The following is a 20,946-nucleotide window of genomic DNA, read 5'->3' on the forward strand; positions in this document are numbered from 1 at the left end:
TATAATGAGCACTATCCCAGAAAATCTAAAATACGCCGGTTCTCATGAATGGGTACTAGACAACGGTGACGGTACAGTAACTGTTGGCATTACTGACCATGCACAAGACCTACTAGGCGATGTTGTGTATGTTGAATTACCAGAAGTAGGCGCAGAAGTTACCGCTACTGAGCAGTTTTCGCTCGTAGAATCAGTAAAAGCCGCTTCTGATATTTATGCTCCCGTTAATGGTGAAGTCATCGCTGTCAACGAAGCACTAAATGATGCACCAGAGTTGATCAACGAAGTACCTTTTGAAGGCGCTTGGATTGCAAAAATCAAGCTTAGCGACGCCGCTGACCTTGATAAACTGCTTGACGCTGCAGGCTATTCAGCCACCATCGAATAGTCTCCTTATAGGCTCTCCTACTTCTTTGATGAGAGAGCCCATTCTCCCGATTTTATCTTAATAGGTGATTGAAACATGACTTCGTGCATCCGCGATTTGTTAAACAATGATGAGTTTATTGCTCGCCATATCGGCCCTGATGCTTCTGAACAAGCAAAAATGCTAGCAACTATAGGCGCTAACTCGCTTCCCGAGCTGATTGACAAAACAGTTCCTGAAGCCATTCGTCAAGCAAATCTAGACCTATCTGCTGAACCAGTTAGCGAAAGCGATGCACTGATTCAATTAAAGAAAATTGCCAGCCAAAACAAAGTGGCACGTTCTTTTATTGGTATGGGTTATCACGATACACACGTCCCTTCGCCTATTTTAAGAAATCTACTAGAAAATCCAGGTTGGTATACAGCGTACACACCTTACCAACCAGAAATATCACAAGGTCGATTGGAAGCACTGCTTAACTTCCAACAAGTCATCATCGATCTAACCGGCATGGAAATTTCTAATGCGTCATTATTAGACGAAGCGACAGCGGCAGCCGAGGCAATGACGCTTATGAAGCGCTCAAATCGCAAAAAGAGCGATTCTCTTTTTGTTGCCAGCCATTGCCTACCGCAAACTATTGACGTTATTAAAACCCGTGCCGAACTATTGGACATTAATGTCATTGTTGATGATATTAATAATTTTGAAAACCACGACGTATTTGGCGCCATCTTCCAATACCCAGGTATTGACGGCAGCGTAAGTGATTTAACGCCTATGATTGCCAAAGCACACGAACAAGGTGCATTGGTAAGTATTGCTGTTGACCTATTGTCTTTAGTCTTGCTGAAATCTCCAGGCGACATGGGCGCAGACATTGTTTTCGGTAGCGCACAACGCTTTGGCGTACCAATGGGTTTCGGCGGACCACACGCCGCATTCCTAGCAACAAAAGACGCATTCAAACGCTCTATGCCAGGTCGCGTTATTGGCGTCTCTAAAGACAGTCATGGTAAACCTGCACTTCGCATGGCCATGCAGACGAGAGAGCAACATATTCGCCGTGAAAAAGCGACATCAAACATTTGTACCGCTCAAGCCTTACTCGCCATGATGGCTGGTTTCTATGCGGTCTATCATGGCCCAGTTGGATTGAAAAAAATCGCCAACCGCGTTGCCGCTCTAACAGATTGTTTTGCTAAAGCCGTTCAACAACAAGGTTTAACCACCAACGCAAACTACTTTGACACCGTTATTGTTAACTCCGGCAGTCAAACTGACGCTATTATGGCGAAAGGCGTAGCCAAGTTGATGAACTTCTACAAGGTCTCAGAGACCCAAGTTTCTGTTTCCTTGAATGAAACCATTACACCAAGCGATCTAATCGATTTGGCGGAATGCTTTGGTGCAACACTGACATTAGAAGATGTTACTAACTCTAATGCGACTTACGGCTTTGACAATACCCTACTACGCCAAGACGACATATTGACGCATCCTGTTTTCAATAGTCATCACAGCGAAACGGAATTGATGCGTTACATGCACCAATTAGAAGTAAAAGACATCGCCTTGAACCAAAGTATGATTCCTCTTGGCTCATGCACAATGAAACTGAACGCAGCGTCTGAGATGATTCCAGTGACGTGGGCAGAATTTGGGCGCATTCACCCATTTGCACCAGATAACCAAGTCAGCGGCTATCATGCGTTGTTGCAAGACTTGATTAAGATGCTTTCGAAAGCAACAGGCTACGACACCATGTCAATGCAGCCAAACTCGGGCGCACAGGGCGAATACGCGGGTTTAATCGCGATAGACAAATACCATAAGTCTCGTGGCGATCACGACAGAAACATTTGCTTGATTCCAAGTTCTGCTCACGGTACTAACCCAGCTTCAGCCGCACTAGCAGGCATGAAAGTGGTTATCGTAAAATGCGATGAAGATGGCAACATTGATTTAGTCGATCTTGCTGAAAAAGCAGAAAAATATGCCGCAGCACTAAGCTGCATCATGGCAACTTACCCGTCCACTCACGGTGTATTCGAAGAACACATTCGTGAAGTGTGTGACATCGTCCACAAATTCGGCGGACAAGTTTACATCGATGGTGCAAACTTAAACGCATTGGTTGGTGTTGCGCCTCCAGGCAAATTTGGTGGTGACGTTTCTCACCTTAACTTGCACAAAACATTTTGTATTCCTCATGGCGGCGGTGGCCCAGGTATGGGACCAATTGGTGTTAAATCTCACCTTGCGCCTTTCTTACCGGGTCACGCAGTCACACCCGTAATGGGCATGACAGAACAACATGGTGCGGTTTCTGCAGCACCTTACGGCAGCGCAAGCATTCTGGTGATTACTTGGATGTACATCAAAATGATGGGCGACAAAGGCCTACGTGATGCAACCCTAACGGCTATCTTGAATGCAAACTACATTGCTAAACGCCTTGAAGATCATTACCCAGTACTTTACACAGGTAAAAACGGCACAGTAGCGCACGAATGTATTATCGACATTCGCCCACTGAAAGCAGAATCAGGCATCAGTGAAGAAGACATCGCAAAACGTTTGATGGATTTCGGTTTCCACGCGCCAACCATGTCTTTCCCTGTTGCTGGCACACTGATGATCGAACCGACTGAATCTGAGAACCTTGATGAGTTAGATCGCTTCTGTGACTCCATGATTAAGATTCGTCAAGAGATCAGCAAAGTGCAAGCAGGCGAATGGCCGCTAGAAGACAACCCATTAGTAAACGCTCCACATACTGCGGACAGTCTTCTTGATATCGAATGGGCCCACGCTTACTCACGCAAAGACGCAGCTTACCCATTACCTTGGATCAAAGGTCGTAAATACTGGCCACCAGTTGGCCGTATAGACAACGTCTACGGTGATCGTAATTTGTTCTGCGAATGCCCACCGATCGACAGCTACGAAGATTAAAACGTCATAGCCTGAAACAAAAAACGAGTCCAAGTGGCTCGTTTTTTATTGTCCTTAATTTTATCGAAAATACTAAAGCGATTTAGCCAAGCTCTTTATTCAGCGCTCGTCCAAGTAAGCCAAAGTAATTTTGAAATGCCTGATTGATTTTTTCTCGCTGCTCCCCTTGAGGATAAAGCCCTGCCTTTGCTTCCTCGGAATAGCGCGTACCTTTTACTAAGAATCGACTTGATGGCTTTTTGTCTTCTACGAAGGACTCAAATGCACGAGCGCACATTTCTTCTGGTTTGGAGTAATAGAAGGTATTGTGCTTTTCATCGACACATTGAGACGCTTGAAACATTTCGCTGGTGTCGCCGCCGTCTGGACTGAGTAGAATACTCTTGAAACAGTCGCCTAGAAGATCATTCAAGGGATGTGATTTGATATTACTTGAACTGGGTTGCTGTAGCCAATTACTAGATGCAAAGCTAGCTGAAGAGGCGAAGTGGAACATTTTATCACCTAGGTAATGATCGAAAGCATGAAACCATTCATGAGCAAGGCTTCCAGCGCCCGCATTTTTCGCTAAGGACAGCTGTCGCGTTGCTGGAACATAGTGAGCAGCCACGCCAGGCCTTCCACCTTTTCCATATTGAAGGCCAAGAGTACCCCGCAGAGATACAAGCAACTCAGGCCCTTGCAATACAGACATTAAATCTTCTAGCGCACGATGAAAATTAACCGCTGCTCGATCTCGTTCTTCGGACGTAACCCAACGCCCCATTTCAATACCACGAAAATCAAACTGCCGCCGAATCTTGGCAAAATTAATTGAGGCCTGTGAAGCTGACATTATGACTCGCTAATTAATTACATTGAACTTAAAACTGTATAGGAATTTATGTGATACCAAATTGCTGATTGAATTCAGCAATTTTAGAATGTCGCATATTTTTTAATAACTGCAATTCTTCTTCAACCCAATCCTTTAACTCTTTTGTTTGCACAGGGTCGTTACTGGCTACAACATTAAGCTCATGTTCATACTGATCCAACAAGGCATCAAAGTCATCTTGATACGCCTCTTCGACCAGAGCTAAGGCGACTTGATGCTGATAGTTGGACGGTTGCTGGGCGTGCTTTTGTATATAAGCCAGCGAATTATCTAAATAAAGTTGATTCAGTGGGTCAAGCTTTACACCAACGCCTTTTAGAGTACTTTTTCTATCATCAGAAAGTACCCTTGCCTGCAGCACCTCTGCTTCGTAACCAACACTAGCCTGCGCAAAACCGACGGGCACCGTGTTCAATACAAGAATCGCGGTAAGAGACTGCAGCTTTTTCAGAAATACTTTCTTCATGCGGATCTTCTTCTATATCAGTGTAAGGCATGCCTTGGTTTGTTTTTTCAATCTCAACAAAAACAAAGTAATTGCAAGGCAAATATAAGTGACATCTGATTCTATTAAGGCAAAAGGATAAGAACAACACCCAAAGAACAGATGCACATTTTAATCTTATCTTTGCGCCTTTCAGGTTGACTACCTGACACTTTAATTTGGCAACACAGCTCACGCAGATCGTATTGCTAACACACATAACATCACGTTTTCTGAAAAATTTAGATGACAAATTGCATGCAAAAATAATAGATGTATTAGCCTCATACATTCGTGCGAACTATGAAGGTCGTGATGGTGTAGCTGTTGATCACAGCTATCCTAAAATTTAAGCGCTAAGCGCTAAGAGCTCAGTGCTAAGAGTTCAGCACGAAAGCCTTAACTCTGTAAAAAAGAAAAGGGCAACCATCTGGCTGCCCTTTTCTTTATCTATTACCAGTAATCAAATTACCTACAATCACGTTAGATTAACTTCTAACCGCTCTTTGCCGTTACCGGCATTCAGGATTTGTATTTATAACTACCAATAGCCCAACACCTTCCACCACAGCCCACCGACAACCCCCCAAACCGCTAAATTGACGAGGCTCATAATAAAACCCATGATCCACCAATCCTCCATGGAAACATAACCTGAGCCAAAAATAATCGGTGAGGTGCCTGTCGCATAGTGGGTTAACGACATCATCAAAGAAGACGCGCCAGCCAGTAATAAACCAAGAAACAAAGGTGGCGCACCGAGAGCCAAACCAGCCATATAGAATGCAGCGAACATGGCTGTAATATGCGCCGTAGTACTTGCGAAAAAATAATGTACATAAAAATACACGGCAACCAATATAACGACCGAAGCCCCCCAGCCAAAGCCTAAATCTGCGATATTGCTCTCAACAACAGAAGAGAACCACTGCACCAAGCCCAACTTATTTAAAAAGGTTGCCATCATTACCAAAGCGGAGAACCAAACCACCGTATCCCATGCAGATCTTTCTTTAAGTACATCCTCCCAACTCAACACCCCCGTCACCAACAAAATTGACAAGCCCAAAAAGGCCACCGCGGTTGTATTGACGGCATAAGCGGAGCCAAGTAGCATCGCCGGTACACCAGCCCAAAGAATCAGCAAAAGAGCAAAAACACAAACCATGACTTTTTCGCCGTAAGACATAACACCCATTTCAGCAAGCTTAGATTTTGCATAGTTTTTTGCGTCTGGCGTGCTTTTTATTTCTGGCGGGTAAATGGCGTAAACAACCAAAGGAACCAATGCAATACATAACATGCCAGGTAAAAACGCCGCGAGCGCCCAAGTCCCCCAAGTAATACTGATGCTGGAACCTGTGGCATCTGCAATCAACTTAACAATCAAAGGGTTTGGCGCCGTCGCTGTAATAAACATCGCAGAGGTAATAGGATTAATATGATAATTAACTAAGGCAAGGTAGTGGCCAATCTTGCGAGAAGTGCCTTCTTCAGGAGAAGAGCCAAAGCTTGTGGCAATGGATTTCATAATGGGATGAATAATACCGCCACCACGAGCCGTATTGCTCGGCGTAACAGGCGCGATAACTAATTCAGAAAGCGCCAGCGCATAACCAATTCCAATGGTTTTTTTGCCAAACAAAGAAATAAAGTTGTAACCGATGCGATTACCCAAACCCGTTTTCACCAAACCTCTTGAAATAATGATGGCAATACCAATCAACCAAATAAGAGAATTAGAGAAACCACTTAAGGCATCTTTAATTGCTGCTGAAGGGTCATCATTCGTCACGCCAGTTAGCGCAACCAAAGTAATCGCCAAAATAGCAATCGCGCCGATTGGCATGGCCTTGCCAATGATGGCGACGACGGTACCGACAAATAAAGCCAGCAAATGCCACGCATTGACCGACACGCCATCAGGAACAGGCACAACAAACCAAAGCAAAAAAATCGTAGCGATGGAGATTAGCCCTGGAATAACGCGAATATCAGCGACTTTCATTATGCACCCTAAAATTCAGAAGATTTCTCCCCAAGAATAAGCAAGGAGTCATTGCGCCTATATTACCCTATTCACTAGTAACAAGAGGTGACTCATATCACAAAAAATAAATCCAGAGACCGAAACAAGGCAAAAAAAGACCTACATAAGTAGGCCTTTTTTAACAATACAATGTAAAACGCATTCCAGTAGCTTGCTAAGGAAAAGCCGCCGTCAACTTATCGTTCATCAAACTCTGCCACTCTTTGTCTATTGGTGCCTCAAACAACATACGCTCGCCATTGAGCATAATGTCTAATCGCGTCGCATGCAGACACAAACGTTTAAAGCCTAATGCTTTGGTTTCTTTTAATGATTCGTCCGGTGAATATTTTTCATCGCCAACAATCGGATAGCCGGCATATTGAGCGTGCACTCGAATTTGATGTGTACGCCCAGTCACAGGTTCGCACTCAACCAAACTATATCCCTCAAATTGTCTTACCAACTTGAATCGTGTCAAAGATTCTTTTCCATCGGTATGAACCTTCACAACACGTTCACCAGATTTCAGCTCATTTTTAAGCAAAGGCGCATTAACTTGCAATTTACGCTTTGGCCAGCTGCCATACACCAAGGCAAGATATGTTTTTTGTACGCCTTCTTTTTCACGCAATGCCGTATGAAGCTCTTTTAATACTGCTCGTTTCTTAGCAATCATAATAAGACCCGACGTATCCCTGTCCAATCGATGGACAAGCTCAGTGAACTTTTCCAGAGGACGCATTTGCCGAATTACTTCAATAAGACCAAAACTCAAGCCACTGCCACCGTGGACAGCCAGTCCAGATGGTTTATTTACGACAATTAGACCTTTGTCTTCGTAGACGATACGTGACTCTATTTCGCCTTTCAGTCGATCACCCAAAAGTGGCTTTTCTGATTCTGGCGCAATAACAATTGGCGCTATTCGCACAATATCGTCATTCTGAAGGCGATAATCTGGCTTCGTGCGTTTTTTATTTACACGGATTTCCCCCTTTCTAAGCAGGTTGTAGATTTTACCTTTAGGCACGCCTTTCAAAAAAGTAAGCAAAAAGTTATCTACTCGTTGCCCCTCATTATTCTCGTCAATAGTGACGTAACGAACCGCTGGGCGCTCTACTTGATTTTGTTCTGAGTCCGACATAAGCAAAGATTGGTTTCCTTTATAATTGAAGCACTTAGTTTTTACTGTTATATTCACATTCGCAAAGGATAAGAGGCAACAAAACACCTCGAAGATAAGATGCAAGAATTGAATGAAAATTGCCGAAGCGACACTTTGGCCCCTATCTTACCTCTGTAACAGTTAATCTTAAATAATAAACCGCATGATTCGGAAAAATCCGCTTCAGTGGAAGGACATCTCATTAAATTGCTCGACCGCGCGTTCGCGTTGTATCGTAAAAAGCAAATAAAAACGAGACCGGTTAAAGAGACTATTTAGTATTCATTAGGGCAGCGACCGCACAAAAGCGTTTAACATAAAATAAACGAATAAGCGTACTCCTCTTGCCAGGAAAGACTGAATGACATGCTCTAATTCTGAGTCAAATTTATTAATGGTTACCCTATCACTGCAGTGACTCTTTCGCATCAGCCAACAGAGTTCACATATACAATGATTAGAATGCTTATAAATGCAACTCAACAAGAAGAGTTGCGCGTCGCCCTCGTAGACGGTCAACGTCTATATGATCTAGACATCGAATCCGGTTCACGCGAACAGAAGAAGTCCAATATATACAAAGGCCGCATTACTCGCATTGAGCCGAGTCTAGAAGCTGCTTTTGTTGATTTCGGTGCTGATCGCCACGGCTTTCTTCCTTTGAAAGAAATTTCAAAAACGTATTTTTCTAAAAAAACAAATCACGAAGGCCGAATTAACATCAAAGATGTGTTAAGTGAAGGTCAAGAAGTGATTGTGCAAGTAGATAAAGAAGAACGTGGTAATAAAGGCGCAGCCCTTACTACTTTCGTTAGTCTCGCTGGCCGTTACTTGGTTTTGATGCCAAACAACCCACGAGCTGGTGGTATTTCTCGCCGCATTGATGGTGATGACAGATCTCACCTAAAAGAAGCCATGTCAGGCCTAAACACGCCAGAAAATGGAGGTCTGATTGTTCGAACGGCCGGTGTTGGTCGCTCAACAGAAGAGCTTCAATGGGATTTGGATTACCTTGATACCCTTTGGACCTCAATTACCAAAGCCGCAACAGAGAAGCCAGCCCCTTTCTTAATTTATCAAGAAAGTAATATCGTCATTCGTGCGATTCGCGATTACTTACGTGAAGACATTGGCGAAGTATTGATTGATGAAAAAGACGCTTACCAAGATGCGATCAACTTTGTAATGCAAGTTATGCCGCATTTCAAATCGCGCATTAAAATGTACACAGACTCCACACCTCTATTTAATCGATTCCAGATCGAAAGTCAGATTGAAACCGCCTTTCAGCGTGAAGTTCGTCTGCCATCTGGTGGGTCTATTGTTATTGATCCAACAGAAGCTTTGGTTTCTATCGATATAAACTCTGCCCGCGCAACAAAAGGTGGAGACATTGAAGAAACAGCACTTCAAACAAACTTAGAAGCCGCAGATGAAATTGCTCGTCAGCTACGTCTACGAGATATTGGCGGCTTGGTGGTTATCGACTTTATCGATATGACACCAGTACGCAATCAAAAAGAAGTTGAGACGCGCATGAAGAATGCGCTAGAAGCTGACCGTGCCCGAGTTCAAATTGGACGCATTTCACGTTTCGGTTTACTAGAAATGTCCCGTCAACGACTACGCCCATCGCTTGGTGAAACCAGTGGTATCGTTTGCCCTCGCTGTAATGGTCAAGGATTTATTCGTGACGTGGAGTCTCTAGCACTCTCTGTGCTTCGTCTTATCGAAGAAGAATGCTCTAAAGAACGTACCGCTCAAATTCGCGCTGTTTTACCGGTATCCGTTGCAACCTTCTTGCTCAATGAGAAGCGCACCAATATCGCCAAAATTGAAAAACGTAACAGCGTTCATATTATCCTTGTTCCGAATCCGCATATGGAAACGCCACACTTCGAAGTGGAACGTATTCGTGATGACAGCACAGTGGTAGCTCAGAACGAAAACAGCTACTCATTAGTCGAAGCGCCTGAGCAACCACCTTACGAACCTCGCCAGGTGAACGAAAATGTGCGTCCACAAGCAGCCGTGACAAGCATAGCTCCTAAAGCGCCGGCACCAGCACATAACGCACCAACCCCTGCGGCTAATAAAGTGACCAAAAGTACGCAAGCAAAACCTAGCTTACTTAAACGTATTATGACGGCCTTACTTGGAGAGCCACAAACCAAGACAAAACAAAAGCCAACAAGTAAAACGACGCCAAGTAAAACCGCTTCCAATACACCTGCACCCAGTGAACGCAACGCTTCAAGTACACCTAGCGGCAGTCGTGTAAACAGAAACAAGCGTAACGTAAAACACCAAAACTCAGATCATGGCGACAATAAAACCGAGCAAAATCGCTCGACCCGTCAATCGCGTCGCGAACAGGCGGAAGCCGAAACTGAAACCAAAGGCAACAACCGCCGTAATAATCGCGGAAACAAACAAGAGACGCCAGAACCTAAAGTTGAAAAGCAAGAAGCGGCTGTAAAAGCACCTCGCCAACAACAAAAGGAAAAAGAAATTCCTGAAGTAAAAGAACGTAAGCGTGACCGTAATGACAATCGTCGTCGTAACGGGAAATTGAAAGACGAAGTACTAGAAGCAACAAAACTACAAGAGCAAGAAGATGCTGCTTTACTAGAAGCTGCTCAGAACGCCGTAGCAGAAAGCAATGAAAATGGCGATGAACCACAACGCCGCTCACGTCGCTCTCGTCGCTCTCGTCGCCCACAAAAAGAAGAAAATAACGTACAACATGAAAGTACAGAGCCTGACAACCAAGAAACAAATGTTGTTGCTGAATCGTCAGAAACCGTAAAAGCTGAAACAAATACAGAAGAAACAACATCAAAATCACCATCAGTAAAAGAGCCTGAAGCTGTTGAAGCTGTTGAAGCTGTTGAAGCTGTTGAAGCTGTTGAAGCTGTTGAAGCTGTTGAAGCTGTTGAAGCTGTTGAAGCTGTTGAAGCTGAACAAGTTTCAACAACAGAAGCACAACAAGCAATAGAAGAAGTTGTTACAGAAAGCGAAACACCGGTAGAAACGGTAAAGCCTAAAATGTCAGTAAAAGCTCAAATGAGTAAAGTTGAGCAAGAAACACCACAAGTAACCGAAGCCCCTATTGCAGATAAACCAGCAGTAGAACTTTCGGAAGATCAAGTGGAAGACACGGTAGAAGCTGAAGCCACTATCGAGAAAAAAATTGAAGAGAGTGTCGCGCCTTCTGAACCTGAAATAAAAGAAGCCGAACCAGTAGAAGCAATACAGCAAACAACAGAAAGTGAAGAGACGAAAGAAGAAACACCAGAAAATACTGGTCGCTCATCTAGGGCTCCTCGCCGCGGTCGTGGTAAACCAGCTACCAAGCAGGCAAACACGGAAACCAAAGCACCTGTTGAGCTGCCTGCCGCTATTTTGGCCCAGCAAGAAAAGCTTCGCTTAGAACAAGAGGAAAAACGCAGCGCAGCGACATCTCGCAGACGAGCTTCAGCCGGTCGAGTAAAAAATGACCCAAGAGCTTCTCGAGAAGAGCAAAGCGGCACTGAAACAACGTCAGATTCCCATGTAGAATAAAACCTACAAATTATATCTAAGAAAAAAAAGAGCCCGCATTATGCGGGCTCTTTTGCAAACAGATAAAATATACAATCTCAATAGTCTGATATGAACATAGATAACGGATAGGTATAAAACAATGATCATTGATTTTTCTCGCTTCAAAGATTGGGCTTTAGTGGGTGATTTATTTGGAGGTGCGACTACTGCCATCGTTTCCCTTCCCCTTGCTCTAGCTTTTGGTGTTGCGTCAGGTGCTGGCGCAGAGGCAGGATTATGGGGGGCGATACTTGTCGGTTTTTTTGCCGCTGTTTTTGGTGGATCAACCAGCCTAATTTCTGAGCCAACAGGCCCAATGACGGTAATCATGACCGCCGTACTCACCAGTATGATTGCGAGCAGCCCTGAAGGCGGGGTGGCCATGGCTTTCACTGTTGTTATGATAGCTGGCCTGTTTCAAATCACACTTGGTTACCTAAAATTAGGAAAATACATCACTCTAATGCCGTACAGTGTCATTTCAGGCTTTATGTCTGGCATTGGCATTATTTTAATCATTCTTCAGCTCGCTCCATTCCTAGGACATCCCTCACCCTCTGGCGGAGTCATAGGAACGCTTACTGCGCTGCCAAAACTGCTAATGAATCTGAAATTTTCAGAACTTTTTTTAGGACTTTTAACGTTAGGTGTTCTGTTCTACCTACCTAAACATTGGCGTCGTTACGTACCTCCTCAACTGGTTGCCCTAGTCGTTATCACATTAGTATCTGTCATTCTCTTTAATGACACTGACGTTCGCCGTATTGGCGTCATTCCATCTGGACTACCCTCTATCAACTGGCCTCATTTTGAAAGCCCTGTCATCATAGAAATGATTATAGATGGACTCGTCCTTGGAACACTAGGCTGTATCGACACACTATTAACTGCTGTCATCGCCGATAGCTTAACCCGTAAAGAACATGATTCGAATCGTGAATTAATAGGTCAAGGTATAGCGAATTTCTTCTCAGGCCTATTGGGAGGACTACCAGGTGCTGGTGCAACCATGGGCACCGTGGTCAACATTCAATCTGGAGGAAAGTCTCCTATAGCCGCCATTGCAAGAGCATTCATTTTGCTATTGGTTGTGCTTGGTGCCTCTGAACTTATCAGTCCGATTCCTATGGCTGTATTGGCAGGCATTGCCCTGTATGTGGGTATCAACATTCTTGACTGGAGCTTTCTAAAACGCGCCCATAAAATAGCCTTATCTCCTACCATCATCATGTACGGAGTAATGACGCTCACTGTCTTTGTCGATCTAATGGTCGCAGTAGGAATCGGTGTCTTCATTGCCAACATTATTACGATAGAGAAACTCAGCCGACTGCAGTCTGGAAATGTAAAGGCCATTAGTGATGCTGACGATGACGTGCCTTTAACTGACGAAGAAAAGCAGCTACTTGATGAGGCAGACGGGAAAGTTTTACTGTTCTATTTGTCTGGTCCAATGATTTTTGGCGCCAGTAAAGCCATCGCAAAACATCACAACCGCATCCATAATTATAAAGCGGTTGTATTGGATTTAAGCGCCGTTCCTATGATGGATCTAACCATCAGCTTAGCGCTAGAAAATGCAATAAAAGATGCGATAGAAGCAGATTGCGCCGTTTATATCTTTAGTCCGAACGGACAAACCACAGAACGTTTAGAAAAATTGGGTGTATTGAAGCGTCTACCACATAATGCCTTCTGTGATTCACGAAAATCCGCACTCATGCTAGCCATTAATAATCTCGGTTAGCGCTCAATCATAAGAAAAATTTTGAACAAAAAAAAAGCCGCTTTTAAAAGCGGCTTTTATGTACACTAGCAATATGGATCAAAGCGACTCATTAAAGAGACAAGCGACGCACATCACTTAATAGCGAATTCAAGAACGTCATAAAGCGACCAGCATCTCCACCGTTAACCGCTCTGTGATCATAAGACAAACACAGTGGCAACATAGTGCGAGGCTGGAACTCTTTGCCGTTCCAGCGTGGTTCAATGTCCGCTTTAGAAACACCAAGGATACCCACTTCAGGACAATTGACGATAGGTGTAAATCCTGTACCGCCAATAGCACCTAAGCTAGAGATAGTGAAACAACCACCTTGCATATCAACAGGCTTAAGTTGCTTACTAAGGGCCTTCTTAATTAACTCGTTTGCTTCTTTAGCGATCTGAACCACTGACTTCTTGTCAACATCACGCAATACAGGAACCACCAAACCTACCGGTGAATCCACTGCAATACCAATGTGTACATAGCCTTTCTGGACATAGCTTTCACCATCAGCCATCAGCGACACGTTAAAGCTAGGGTTCGCGACCATCGCCTGAGCAACCGCTTTAATCAAGAACGGAAGTGGCGTCAGCTTAATACCTTGCTTCTCCATCTCTCCTTTCAAGCCCTTACGGAAGCCTTCAAGATCTGTAATATCAGCTTTATCGAACTGCGTAACCTGAGGCACAACAAGCGCGTTGCGAACCATATTTTGAGCAGTTAAGCGCTGAATCTTACTCATCTTAACAACTTCGATCTCACCGAATTTGCTAAAGTCTTGATCTGGAACCGTTGGCAAACCAGAACCTGACGTAACACCACCTGCTGGAGCTGAAACAGCTTTTTGCACCGCTGCTTTAACATAAGCATGCAAATCTTCTTTCGTAATACGGCCACGAGGACCCGTAGCACGAACAAGAGCAAGCTCAACGCCCAATTCACGAGCAAGCATGCGAACCGCAGGTCCAGCATGAACTTTCGTAGATGGCGTTGACAGCACAGCAGACTGATCGACTGGCGCGGCTTTAACCGCACTAGCTTGAGGCGCAGTGGCAACAGGTTCTGCTTTTTCAGCAACAACAGGCGCCGCTACCGGCACAGAACCACCTTCAACTTCTAACTCAAGAACAGCATGACCCTCAGAAACCTTGTCGCCCACTTTGATCGAAACAGATTTAACCGTTCCAGACTTAGGTGCAGGGATTTCCATAGATGCTTTATCAGTTTCAAGAACGATAATTGAATCGCCCTCTGCAACTTTATCACCAGCAGAAACAGCCACCTCAATAACTTCAACGCCTTCTGCGCCGCCGATATCAGGAACATTAACCGTTTCAACACCACCAGCTACAGGTGCTGCTGTCACTGGAGCAGCCTCTATTTGCTGTGGCGCTTCTGCGGCTTCAGCAACAGGAGCACTAGATTCAGCAATAACCACTAAAATATCAGCACCTTCCGAAACAGTATCGCCAATTTTAATAGATATTTTTCCAACTTTACCGGTAAACGGTGAAGGAATATCCATCGATGCTTTGTCAGTTTCCAATACAATTATAGAGTCACCCTCTTCAACCATATCGCCTTCTGCAACACAGATTTCAATGACTTCAACATCTGTTGCGCCACCAATATCAGGTACAGAAACTTTCTTATCACTAGAAGCAGACGGCGTCGAAGTTGGAGCTGCCTTGGCTTTAGGAGCCTCTGCAACGACTGGAGCATCTTCTTTCGCTTCAGGCGCAGATGCAGCAGCACCTTCAATCTCGATAACAATAACGTCATCGCCTTCAGAGACTTTGTCGCCCACTTTAACGGAAATGCTTGTTACCTTACCAGCCATGGAAGATGGAACATCCATAGAGGCTTTATCCGTTTCTAATACAATTATAGATTGGTCAACTTCAACAGTATCGCCAACCTTAATACTGATCTCGATAACTTCGACATCAGTCGCACCACCAATATCCGGTACTCGAATGATTTCAGTACTCACAGAAATCTCCTTCGTCGTATAGACGCATCAAACTTAAAAACTTATCTGACTCAAGATACTCTTGAGTCAGATACCTAGCTTGTTGGGTAATTAGCAAGTTACTGGGTTTGGCTTTTCTGGATCAAGACCAAACTTAGCAATCGCCCCACTAACTACAGATGCATCAATCACACCGTCTTTCGCCAGCGCGTTCAAAGCAGAAACAACGACCCAATAACGGTTAATTTCAAAGAAATGACGTAATTGTGCACGTGTATCACTGCGACCAAAACCATCCGTACCTAGCACATTGTACGTACTCTTAATGAACGGACGAATTTGATCTGCGAACAATTTAATATGATCGGTAGATGCAATAACTGGACCTTTACCATCCAAGCAAGACTCGACATATGACTGACGAGCTTCCTCTTCTGGATGAAGCATAGACCAACGACTTGCATCAAGACCTTCGCGACGCAATTCATTGAATGATGTTATGCTCCAAATATCAGAGTTTACACCAAAGTCGTTAAAGAGAATTTCTGCAGCGGCTTCCACTTCACGAAGAATGACACCAGAACCAAGTAATTGTACCTGTTTCTTATTGGCTTTCTTCTCATGAGATTTAAGCTTATACATCCCTTTAATGATGCCGTCCTCAACACCTTCAGGCATATCTTCATGAGCGTAGTTTTCATTCATTACAGTTAGGTAATAGAAAACACTCTCTTTTTCCTGATACATACGACGCAAGCCATCTTGAACAATGACAGCCACTTCGTAAGAGTAAGTCGGATCGTAAGATATGCAGTTAGGGATAAGACCAGCCTGAATATGGGAATGACCATCTTCATGCTGTAAGCCTTCGCCATTCAACGTAGTACGACCTGCAGTCGCACCAATCAAGAAACCACGTGCCTGTGAATCACCGGCAGCCCAAGCCAAATCACCAATACGCTGGAATCCGAACATTGAGTAATAGATGTAAACAGGAATCATTGGAAGAGCGCTGTTGGCATAAGACGTAGCCAATGCTAACCAGGCAGAGAATGCACCAGGCTCATTAATGCCCTCTTGAAGGATTTGACCATCCGCAGATTCTTTGTAATACATTATCTGAGTATGATCATGAGGCGTATAACGCTGACCTTCAGAAGAGTAAATACCTAGCTGACGGAACATGCCTTCCATACCAAACGTACGCGCTTCATCTGCAACGATTGGAACGACACGCTTGCCGATTTTTTTATCTTTAACCATAACATTCAGCGCACGCACAAATGCCATAGTCGTAGAAATTTCACGCCCCTTTGTTCCCGCAATTTGAGCTTTGAAGGCTTCTAAAGAAGGTACTTCAAGCGCTTCGCAATCGTGGTTACGAATAGGGAAAGCACCATGCAATTCTTTACGACGAGAGCGCATGTATTGCATTTCTGGGCTGTCTTCAGCCGGTTTGTAATACGGTAAGTCTTTTAGGTCTTCATCGCTGATAGGAATACCGAATTTATCACGAAACAGAGCAAGTGACTCTTCATCTAACTTCTTAGTTTGGTGCGCTGTATTTTGCGCTTCAGCCGCTTTAAACATGCCGTAACCTTTAACGGTTTGCGCCAAGATAACAGTCGGTTGACCTTTATGAGAAGTTGCTTCGGAATACGCTGCGTAAACTTTGTAAGGATCATGCCCGCCGCGATTAAGATTCATAATCTCATCGTCAGTCATGTCTTTAACCATTTCTAGCAACTCTGGATATTTGCCGAAGAAATGTTCACGAGTATAAGCACCACCATTTGCTTTGTAGTTCTGAAGTTCACCATCGCAAACCTCGTTCATACGCTTAACAAGCAAACCGTTATGATCTTTCGCGAAAAGAGGATCCCAATGACGACCCCATAAACACTTGACCACATTCCAGCCAGCGCCACGGAATACACCTTCAAGTTCCTGAACAATTTTACTGTTACCACGTACAGGGCCATCAAGACGCTGTAGGTTACAGTTGATCACGAAAATAAGGTTTTCTAGGTTTTCACGTCCAGCAAGCGCAATTGCACCTAAAGATTCAGGTTCGTCACACTCACCATCACCAAGGAACGCCCATACTTTACGATCGCCTTGATCAATAAGACCACGACTATGCTGGTACTTCATTACATGTGCTTGATAAATGGCTTGTAATGGCCCAAGACCCATAGATACCGTTGGGAACTGCCAGTAATCAGGCATTAACCAAGGGTGTGGGTAAGAAGAGATACCTTTGCCATCTACTTCACGACGGAAGTTATCTAACTGCTCATCAGTCAAACGACCTTCAATGTATGAGCGAGCGTAAATACCTGGAGAGATATGGCCTTGGAAAAAAACCATATCAGCTTGTTGTTTACCGTCATTACCACGGAAAAAGTGGTTAAAACCGATATCATAAAGCGTTGCCGCAGAAGAAAAGCTCGTAATGTGGCCACCAAGTGTTGAATCAACACGGTTTGCCTTCATTACCATAGCCAATGCATTCCAACGAATTATAGAACGTATACGACGCTCCATAAATACATCACCCGGTAATGGCTTCTCATTTTCAGGAGCAATTGTATTCCGGTATGCCGTCGTGATAGACGAAGGCATTGATGTGCCAGCTTTTGAAGCTTCATTCGATAAACGATTTAAAATGTATTGTGCGCGATCAGGACCTTCTTCGCGAAGGACAGACTCAAGCGCATCGACCCACTCTTTGGTTTCAATTGGATCAATGTCTTCGAGAATATGCTGCTCAGTCATCGTGTTAATAACTCCCGCTATTAGAACAGATACTAACCTACCAAGATCAATTATGTATTAATGTCTTAGAGGCTACTTAAACGAGCCGTCGGACCCTATTTATATAGCTATAAAAATAGCTATATAAAGATCCAGCCGACCTAGGATAAAACGACACACTAGTTTACTTATGTTTAAAGCGTCGTTTTATACGTTCCAATGGCAACTCTTATTGTTTTTATATTTTGTCCATTGCATCGACCACTAAATTTTCTAGTCGGCTCGCTTCCAATTTGGGTTTGGTTCATCAAACCCAACATTAAGTTTTTACATACAAATAGCGTTACTAAATGCACATAAAAATTCAAAACTATTTACTAAACTGCGTACGTAAAACGCACACATAGTATAAAAACTTTACCTAAACCTTACATGTAGTGGGGATAAACTCACCATAACAGGGTCTAATTTGGGCCTAAGATTAACACCTAATCAAGAGATCGCCTAGCCACCCACATAAAGATCGAAGCCAGCAAGACACTTTTGAAGCTTTAAAATGCCATGATGCATACCGAAAAACTGACAGTAAACCATGCCAACCCTCTAGAATGCGATACAAACACATTGGAATTCACTAAATCTATGGCTTGTATAAATATCGTGAATTACCTGCATTTTTCAAAAAAAATCACAAAAACAAGCTTAAGACAGCAAATACGAGCTAACAACCAACCCCAAAAACAAGCTTTATAAACCATAACGTCAAGGTTATTACGCAGTGCAAACTGAGATTGTGGAAAAACAAAAAAATGGTGTCTCCCATAGAAAGCCTAAGTAAATCAAGGAATATAGAAAAAACAACACTGACGCAACATTAATATAGCGCTACAATACCTATTTTATTATGTGGCATATTAGGATAGTACATGACCCTTATGAGCGCTCTATTAAGCGAGCACATTCAATCGCAAGTTGCTTTTTCGTTGAAAGAAGATATAGGTTCAGGTGACATTACTGCCCAGCTCATTCCTGATGACCAAGAAATCACCGCCACTATTATAAGCCGCGAGCACACTGTTTTATGCGGTCAAGCATGGGTGAATGAAGTATTTTCTCAGCTAGAAGGGAAAGTTTCCCTTGAGTGGAAAAAAAATGAAGGCGACCTACTGGAGCCTAATCACGTTTTCTTAACGCTTAAAGGTCACGCCAGAAGCATTTTAACAGGTGAAAGAACCGCATTAAACTTCTTACAAACTTTGTCTTACACTGCCAATATCACTCGCCAGTATTCGCAGATCGTAGAAAATACGAAACTCACTATTTTAGACACTCGTAAAACATTGCCCGGCATGCGACAAGCTCAAAAATATGCGGTGACGGTAGGTGGTGGAAAAAATCATCGTATGGGCTTATACGACGCATTTTTAATAAAAGAAAACCATATTATGGCCGCTGGCTCCATCGCCAATGCCGTTAGCATGGCAAAAACAATCGCCCCAGGCAAAACAATAGAAGTTGAAACAGAGAACCTCGAAGAAGTCGCTATGGCAGTGGATGCTGGTGCCGACATTATTATGCTGGATAACTTTTCATATGAAGACATGACCACCGCGGTCTCTCGCTTTCAAGGCCAAGTGAAATTTGAAGCGTCTGGAAATATGACCAAAGAGCAACTTTTGAAAGTAGCAGAAACGGGTGTTGATTTTGTCTCTATTGGTGCCTTAACAAAACACGTTCAAGCAATAGATCTATCTTTGCGCGTATCCCAGGAAAAAGTATGAAAGATAGTATTCTAGTCATTAATTGCGGAAGCTCCTCTTTAAAATTTGCCATCTTAGCCAATGCAGGCCAGACAACGCTGGTTGAAGGTATCGCCGACAGGTTGGGTTCAAGTGAAAGTAGCATTACCTTCAAATACCAAGAAAAAAAAAGTATCGTCATGCTTGACGAAGGCAGCCATAAGAACGCCGTTACTCAAGTCAAGCTATGGTTAAATGCTCACTTAGATATTGAACACTCATTGATGGGAATCGGCCATCGAGTGGTTCATGGCGGTGAAGCATTCACTAAGTCTGTATTGATCAATCAAGAGGTCATAAACGGCATAACAGATTGTTCGAAATTCGCCCCACTACACAATCCAGCGCATGCCAAAGGCATAGAAGTGGCTTTTGAGCTTTTTCCTGGACTTCCTCAAGTGGCAGTTTTCGATACAGCTTTTCATCAAACACTTGCACCAGAGCAATTCCTGTACCCTATTCCCATGAGCTTTTATCGAGAACATCATTTTCGAAAATATGGATTCCATGGCACCAGCTATCGTTATATCAGCCAGCGATTAGCGCAAATTTCGCTAGGCAGCGATCAACAAGGCGTACTCGTCGCCCACTTAGGCAATGGCGCTAGCACTTGCGCAATCAATCATGGTCAATCATCTGATACAAGCATGGGTATCACCCCATTAGAAGGGTTAATGATGGGGACCCGCTCAGGCAGCCTAGACCCAAGTCTCATTTCTTTTATCAGTCATGCTGAAAATATTTCAGCGGACGAGGCTCTGGATATTCTTAGCAAGAAAAGCGGTTTACTTGGAGTATCGGAAATATCCAATGATTGCAGAACACTTGAAGAAGCAATGGCATCAGGTGACCAAAGAGCAAAGCTGGCTTTAGATATGTTTGCAGCACGTACGGCGAAACATTTGGCGAGTGTAGCAACGACGTTAGAGAGCATTGATCATTTAGTCTTTACTGGTGGTATCGGAGAAAATTCGAGCTATTTGCGTCAGGTGATTTGTAATCACCTGAAAGCACTAAATATCAATATAGACTCGACACTTAATGAAAAAGCACCACGTGGCGCAGAATATGACATCACAGCAAACAATAGCAACACAACCGTTTGGATCATTCCAACAAACGAAGAGTTAATGATTGCATTGGATACTATTAGCTTAATTCAACATTGATCATGAC

Annotated in this window: 12 protein-coding genes; 6 read left to right on the forward strand and 6 right to left on the reverse strand. The window is 43.7% G+C overall.

Annotation, left to right across the window (positions count from 1 at the left end; genetic code table 11):
• The first annotated feature begins 4 nt into the window (after positions 1-4).
• Both gcvH and gcvP read left to right on the forward strand, forming a co-directional pair.
• Positions 5-388: a glycine cleavage system protein GcvH gene (gene gcvH / locus MP3633_RS10100; protein WP_176335449.1), complete on the forward strand. Its 384-nt coding sequence runs from the start codon at positions 5-7 to the stop codon at positions 386-388.
• Between the two features lie 75 nt (positions 389-463).
• Positions 464-3,328, forward strand: a complete 2,865-nt coding sequence (gcvP, locus tag MP3633_RS10105; protein ID WP_176335450.1) for an aminomethyl-transferring glycine dehydrogenase — start codon at positions 464-466, stop codon at positions 3,326-3,328.
• An 82-nt stretch (positions 3,329-3,410) separates the two neighbouring features.
• Here gcvP and MP3633_RS10110 read toward each other — a convergent pair whose 3' ends face one another.
• The 4 genes from MP3633_RS10110 to rluC form a co-directional block, all read right to left on the reverse strand.
• A complete protein-coding gene (locus MP3633_RS10110; protein WP_176335451.1) occupies positions 3,411-4,163 on the reverse strand; it encodes a CLCA_X family protein in 753 nt (250 codons plus the stop codon).
• Between the two features lie 46 nt (positions 4,164-4,209).
• A complete protein-coding gene (locus tag MP3633_RS10115) occupies positions 4,210-4,671 on the reverse strand; it encodes a hypothetical protein (protein ID WP_176335452.1) in 462 nt (153 codons plus the stop codon).
• 559 nt (positions 4,672-5,230) lie between these two features.
• Positions 5,231-6,697, reverse strand: a complete 1,467-nt coding sequence (locus tag MP3633_RS10120; RefSeq protein WP_176335453.1) for an anion permease — start codon at positions 6,695-6,697, stop codon at positions 5,231-5,233.
• 196 nt (positions 6,698-6,893) lie between these two features.
• Positions 6,894-7,865 carry a 23S rRNA pseudouridine(955/2504/2580) synthase RluC gene (gene rluC / locus MP3633_RS10125; protein ID WP_176335454.1) on the reverse strand — a complete coding sequence of 324 codons (972 nt, stop codon included), beginning with the start codon at positions 7,863-7,865 and terminating at the stop codon, positions 6,894-6,896.
• A 474-nt stretch (positions 7,866-8,339) separates the two neighbouring features.
• On the opposite strand from rluC, the gene rne reads away from it, so the two are divergent.
• Both rne and MP3633_RS10135 read left to right on the forward strand, forming a co-directional pair.
• A complete protein-coding gene (gene rne / locus MP3633_RS10130; protein WP_176335455.1) occupies positions 8,340-11,450 on the forward strand; it encodes a ribonuclease E in 3,111 nt (1,036 codons plus the stop codon).
• A 121-nt stretch (positions 11,451-11,571) separates the two neighbouring features.
• A complete protein-coding gene (locus MP3633_RS10135; protein ID WP_176335456.1) occupies positions 11,572-13,218 on the forward strand; it encodes a SulP family inorganic anion transporter in 1,647 nt (548 codons plus the stop codon).
• 91 nt (positions 13,219-13,309) lie between these two features.
• Here MP3633_RS10135 and aceF read toward each other — a convergent pair whose 3' ends face one another.
• Both aceF and aceE read right to left on the reverse strand, forming a co-directional pair.
• Positions 13,310-15,235, reverse strand: a complete 1,926-nt coding sequence (gene aceF / locus MP3633_RS10140) for a dihydrolipoyllysine-residue acetyltransferase (protein ID WP_176335457.1) — start codon at positions 15,233-15,235, stop codon at positions 13,310-13,312.
• A 90-nt stretch (positions 15,236-15,325) separates the two neighbouring features.
• Positions 15,326-17,992, reverse strand: coding sequence for a pyruvate dehydrogenase (acetyl-transferring), homodimeric type (gene aceE / locus MP3633_RS10145; RefSeq protein WP_176335458.1), 2,667 nt, complete (start codon positions 17,990-17,992; stop codon positions 15,326-15,328).
• A 905-nt stretch (positions 17,993-18,897) separates the two neighbouring features.
• Between aceE and nadC the strand changes: the two genes are divergently transcribed.
• Together nadC and MP3633_RS10155 are read left to right on the forward strand one after the other, a co-directional pair.
• The gene (nadC, locus tag MP3633_RS10150) at positions 18,898-19,752 is read left to right on the forward strand and encodes a carboxylating nicotinate-nucleotide diphosphorylase (RefSeq protein WP_176335459.1); all 855 of its coding nucleotides are present in this window, start codon (positions 18,898-18,900) and stop codon (positions 19,750-19,752) included.
• Positions 19,749-20,939, forward strand: coding sequence for an acetate/propionate family kinase (locus MP3633_RS10155; protein ID WP_176335460.1), 1,191 nt, complete (start codon positions 19,749-19,751; stop codon positions 20,937-20,939). Before nadC ends, MP3633_RS10155 begins: the two co-directional genes overlap by 4 nt.
• The last annotated feature ends 7 nt before the right edge of the window (positions 20,940-20,946 follow it).

This window comes from Marinomonas primoryensis, from assembly GCF_013372285.1.
Lineage (GTDB): Bacteria > Pseudomonadota > Gammaproteobacteria > Pseudomonadales > Marinomonadaceae > Marinomonas > Marinomonas primoryensis.

Excerpts from the sequence above, each read along its gene's own strand:
- gcvH (WP_176335449.1), top strand. The coding sequence starts at position 5 with ATGAGCACTATCCCAGAAAATCTAAAATACGCCGGTTCTCATGAATGG.
- gcvP (WP_176335450.1), top strand. The coding sequence starts at position 464 with ATGACTTCGTGCATCCGCGATTTGTTAAACAATGATGAGTTTATTGCT.
- MP3633_RS10110 (WP_176335451.1), bottom strand. The coding sequence starts at position 4,163 with ATGTCAGCTTCACAGGCCTCAATTAATTTTGCCAAGATTCGGCGGCAG.
- MP3633_RS10115 (WP_176335452.1), bottom strand. The coding sequence starts at position 4,671 with ATGAAGAAAGTATTTCTGAAAAAGCTGCAGTCTCTTACCGCGATTCTT.
- MP3633_RS10120 (WP_176335453.1), bottom strand. The coding sequence starts at position 6,697 with ATGAAAGTCGCTGATATTCGCGTTATTCCAGGGCTAATCTCCATCGCT.
- rluC (WP_176335454.1), bottom strand. The coding sequence starts at position 7,865 with ATGTCGGACTCAGAACAAAATCAAGTAGAGCGCCCAGCGGTTCGTTAC.
- rne (WP_176335455.1), top strand. The coding sequence starts at position 8,340 with ATGATTAGAATGCTTATAAATGCAACTCAACAAGAAGAGTTGCGCGTC.
- MP3633_RS10135 (WP_176335456.1), top strand. The coding sequence starts at position 11,572 with ATGATCATTGATTTTTCTCGCTTCAAAGATTGGGCTTTAGTGGGTGAT.
- aceE (WP_176335458.1), bottom strand. The coding sequence starts at position 17,992 with ATGACTGAGCAGCATATTCTCGAAGACATTGATCCAATTGAAACCAAA.
- nadC (WP_176335459.1), top strand. The coding sequence starts at position 18,898 with ATGACCCTTATGAGCGCTCTATTAAGCGAGCACATTCAATCGCAAGTT.
- MP3633_RS10155 (WP_176335460.1), top strand. The coding sequence starts at position 19,749 with ATGAAAGATAGTATTCTAGTCATTAATTGCGGAAGCTCCTCTTTAAAA.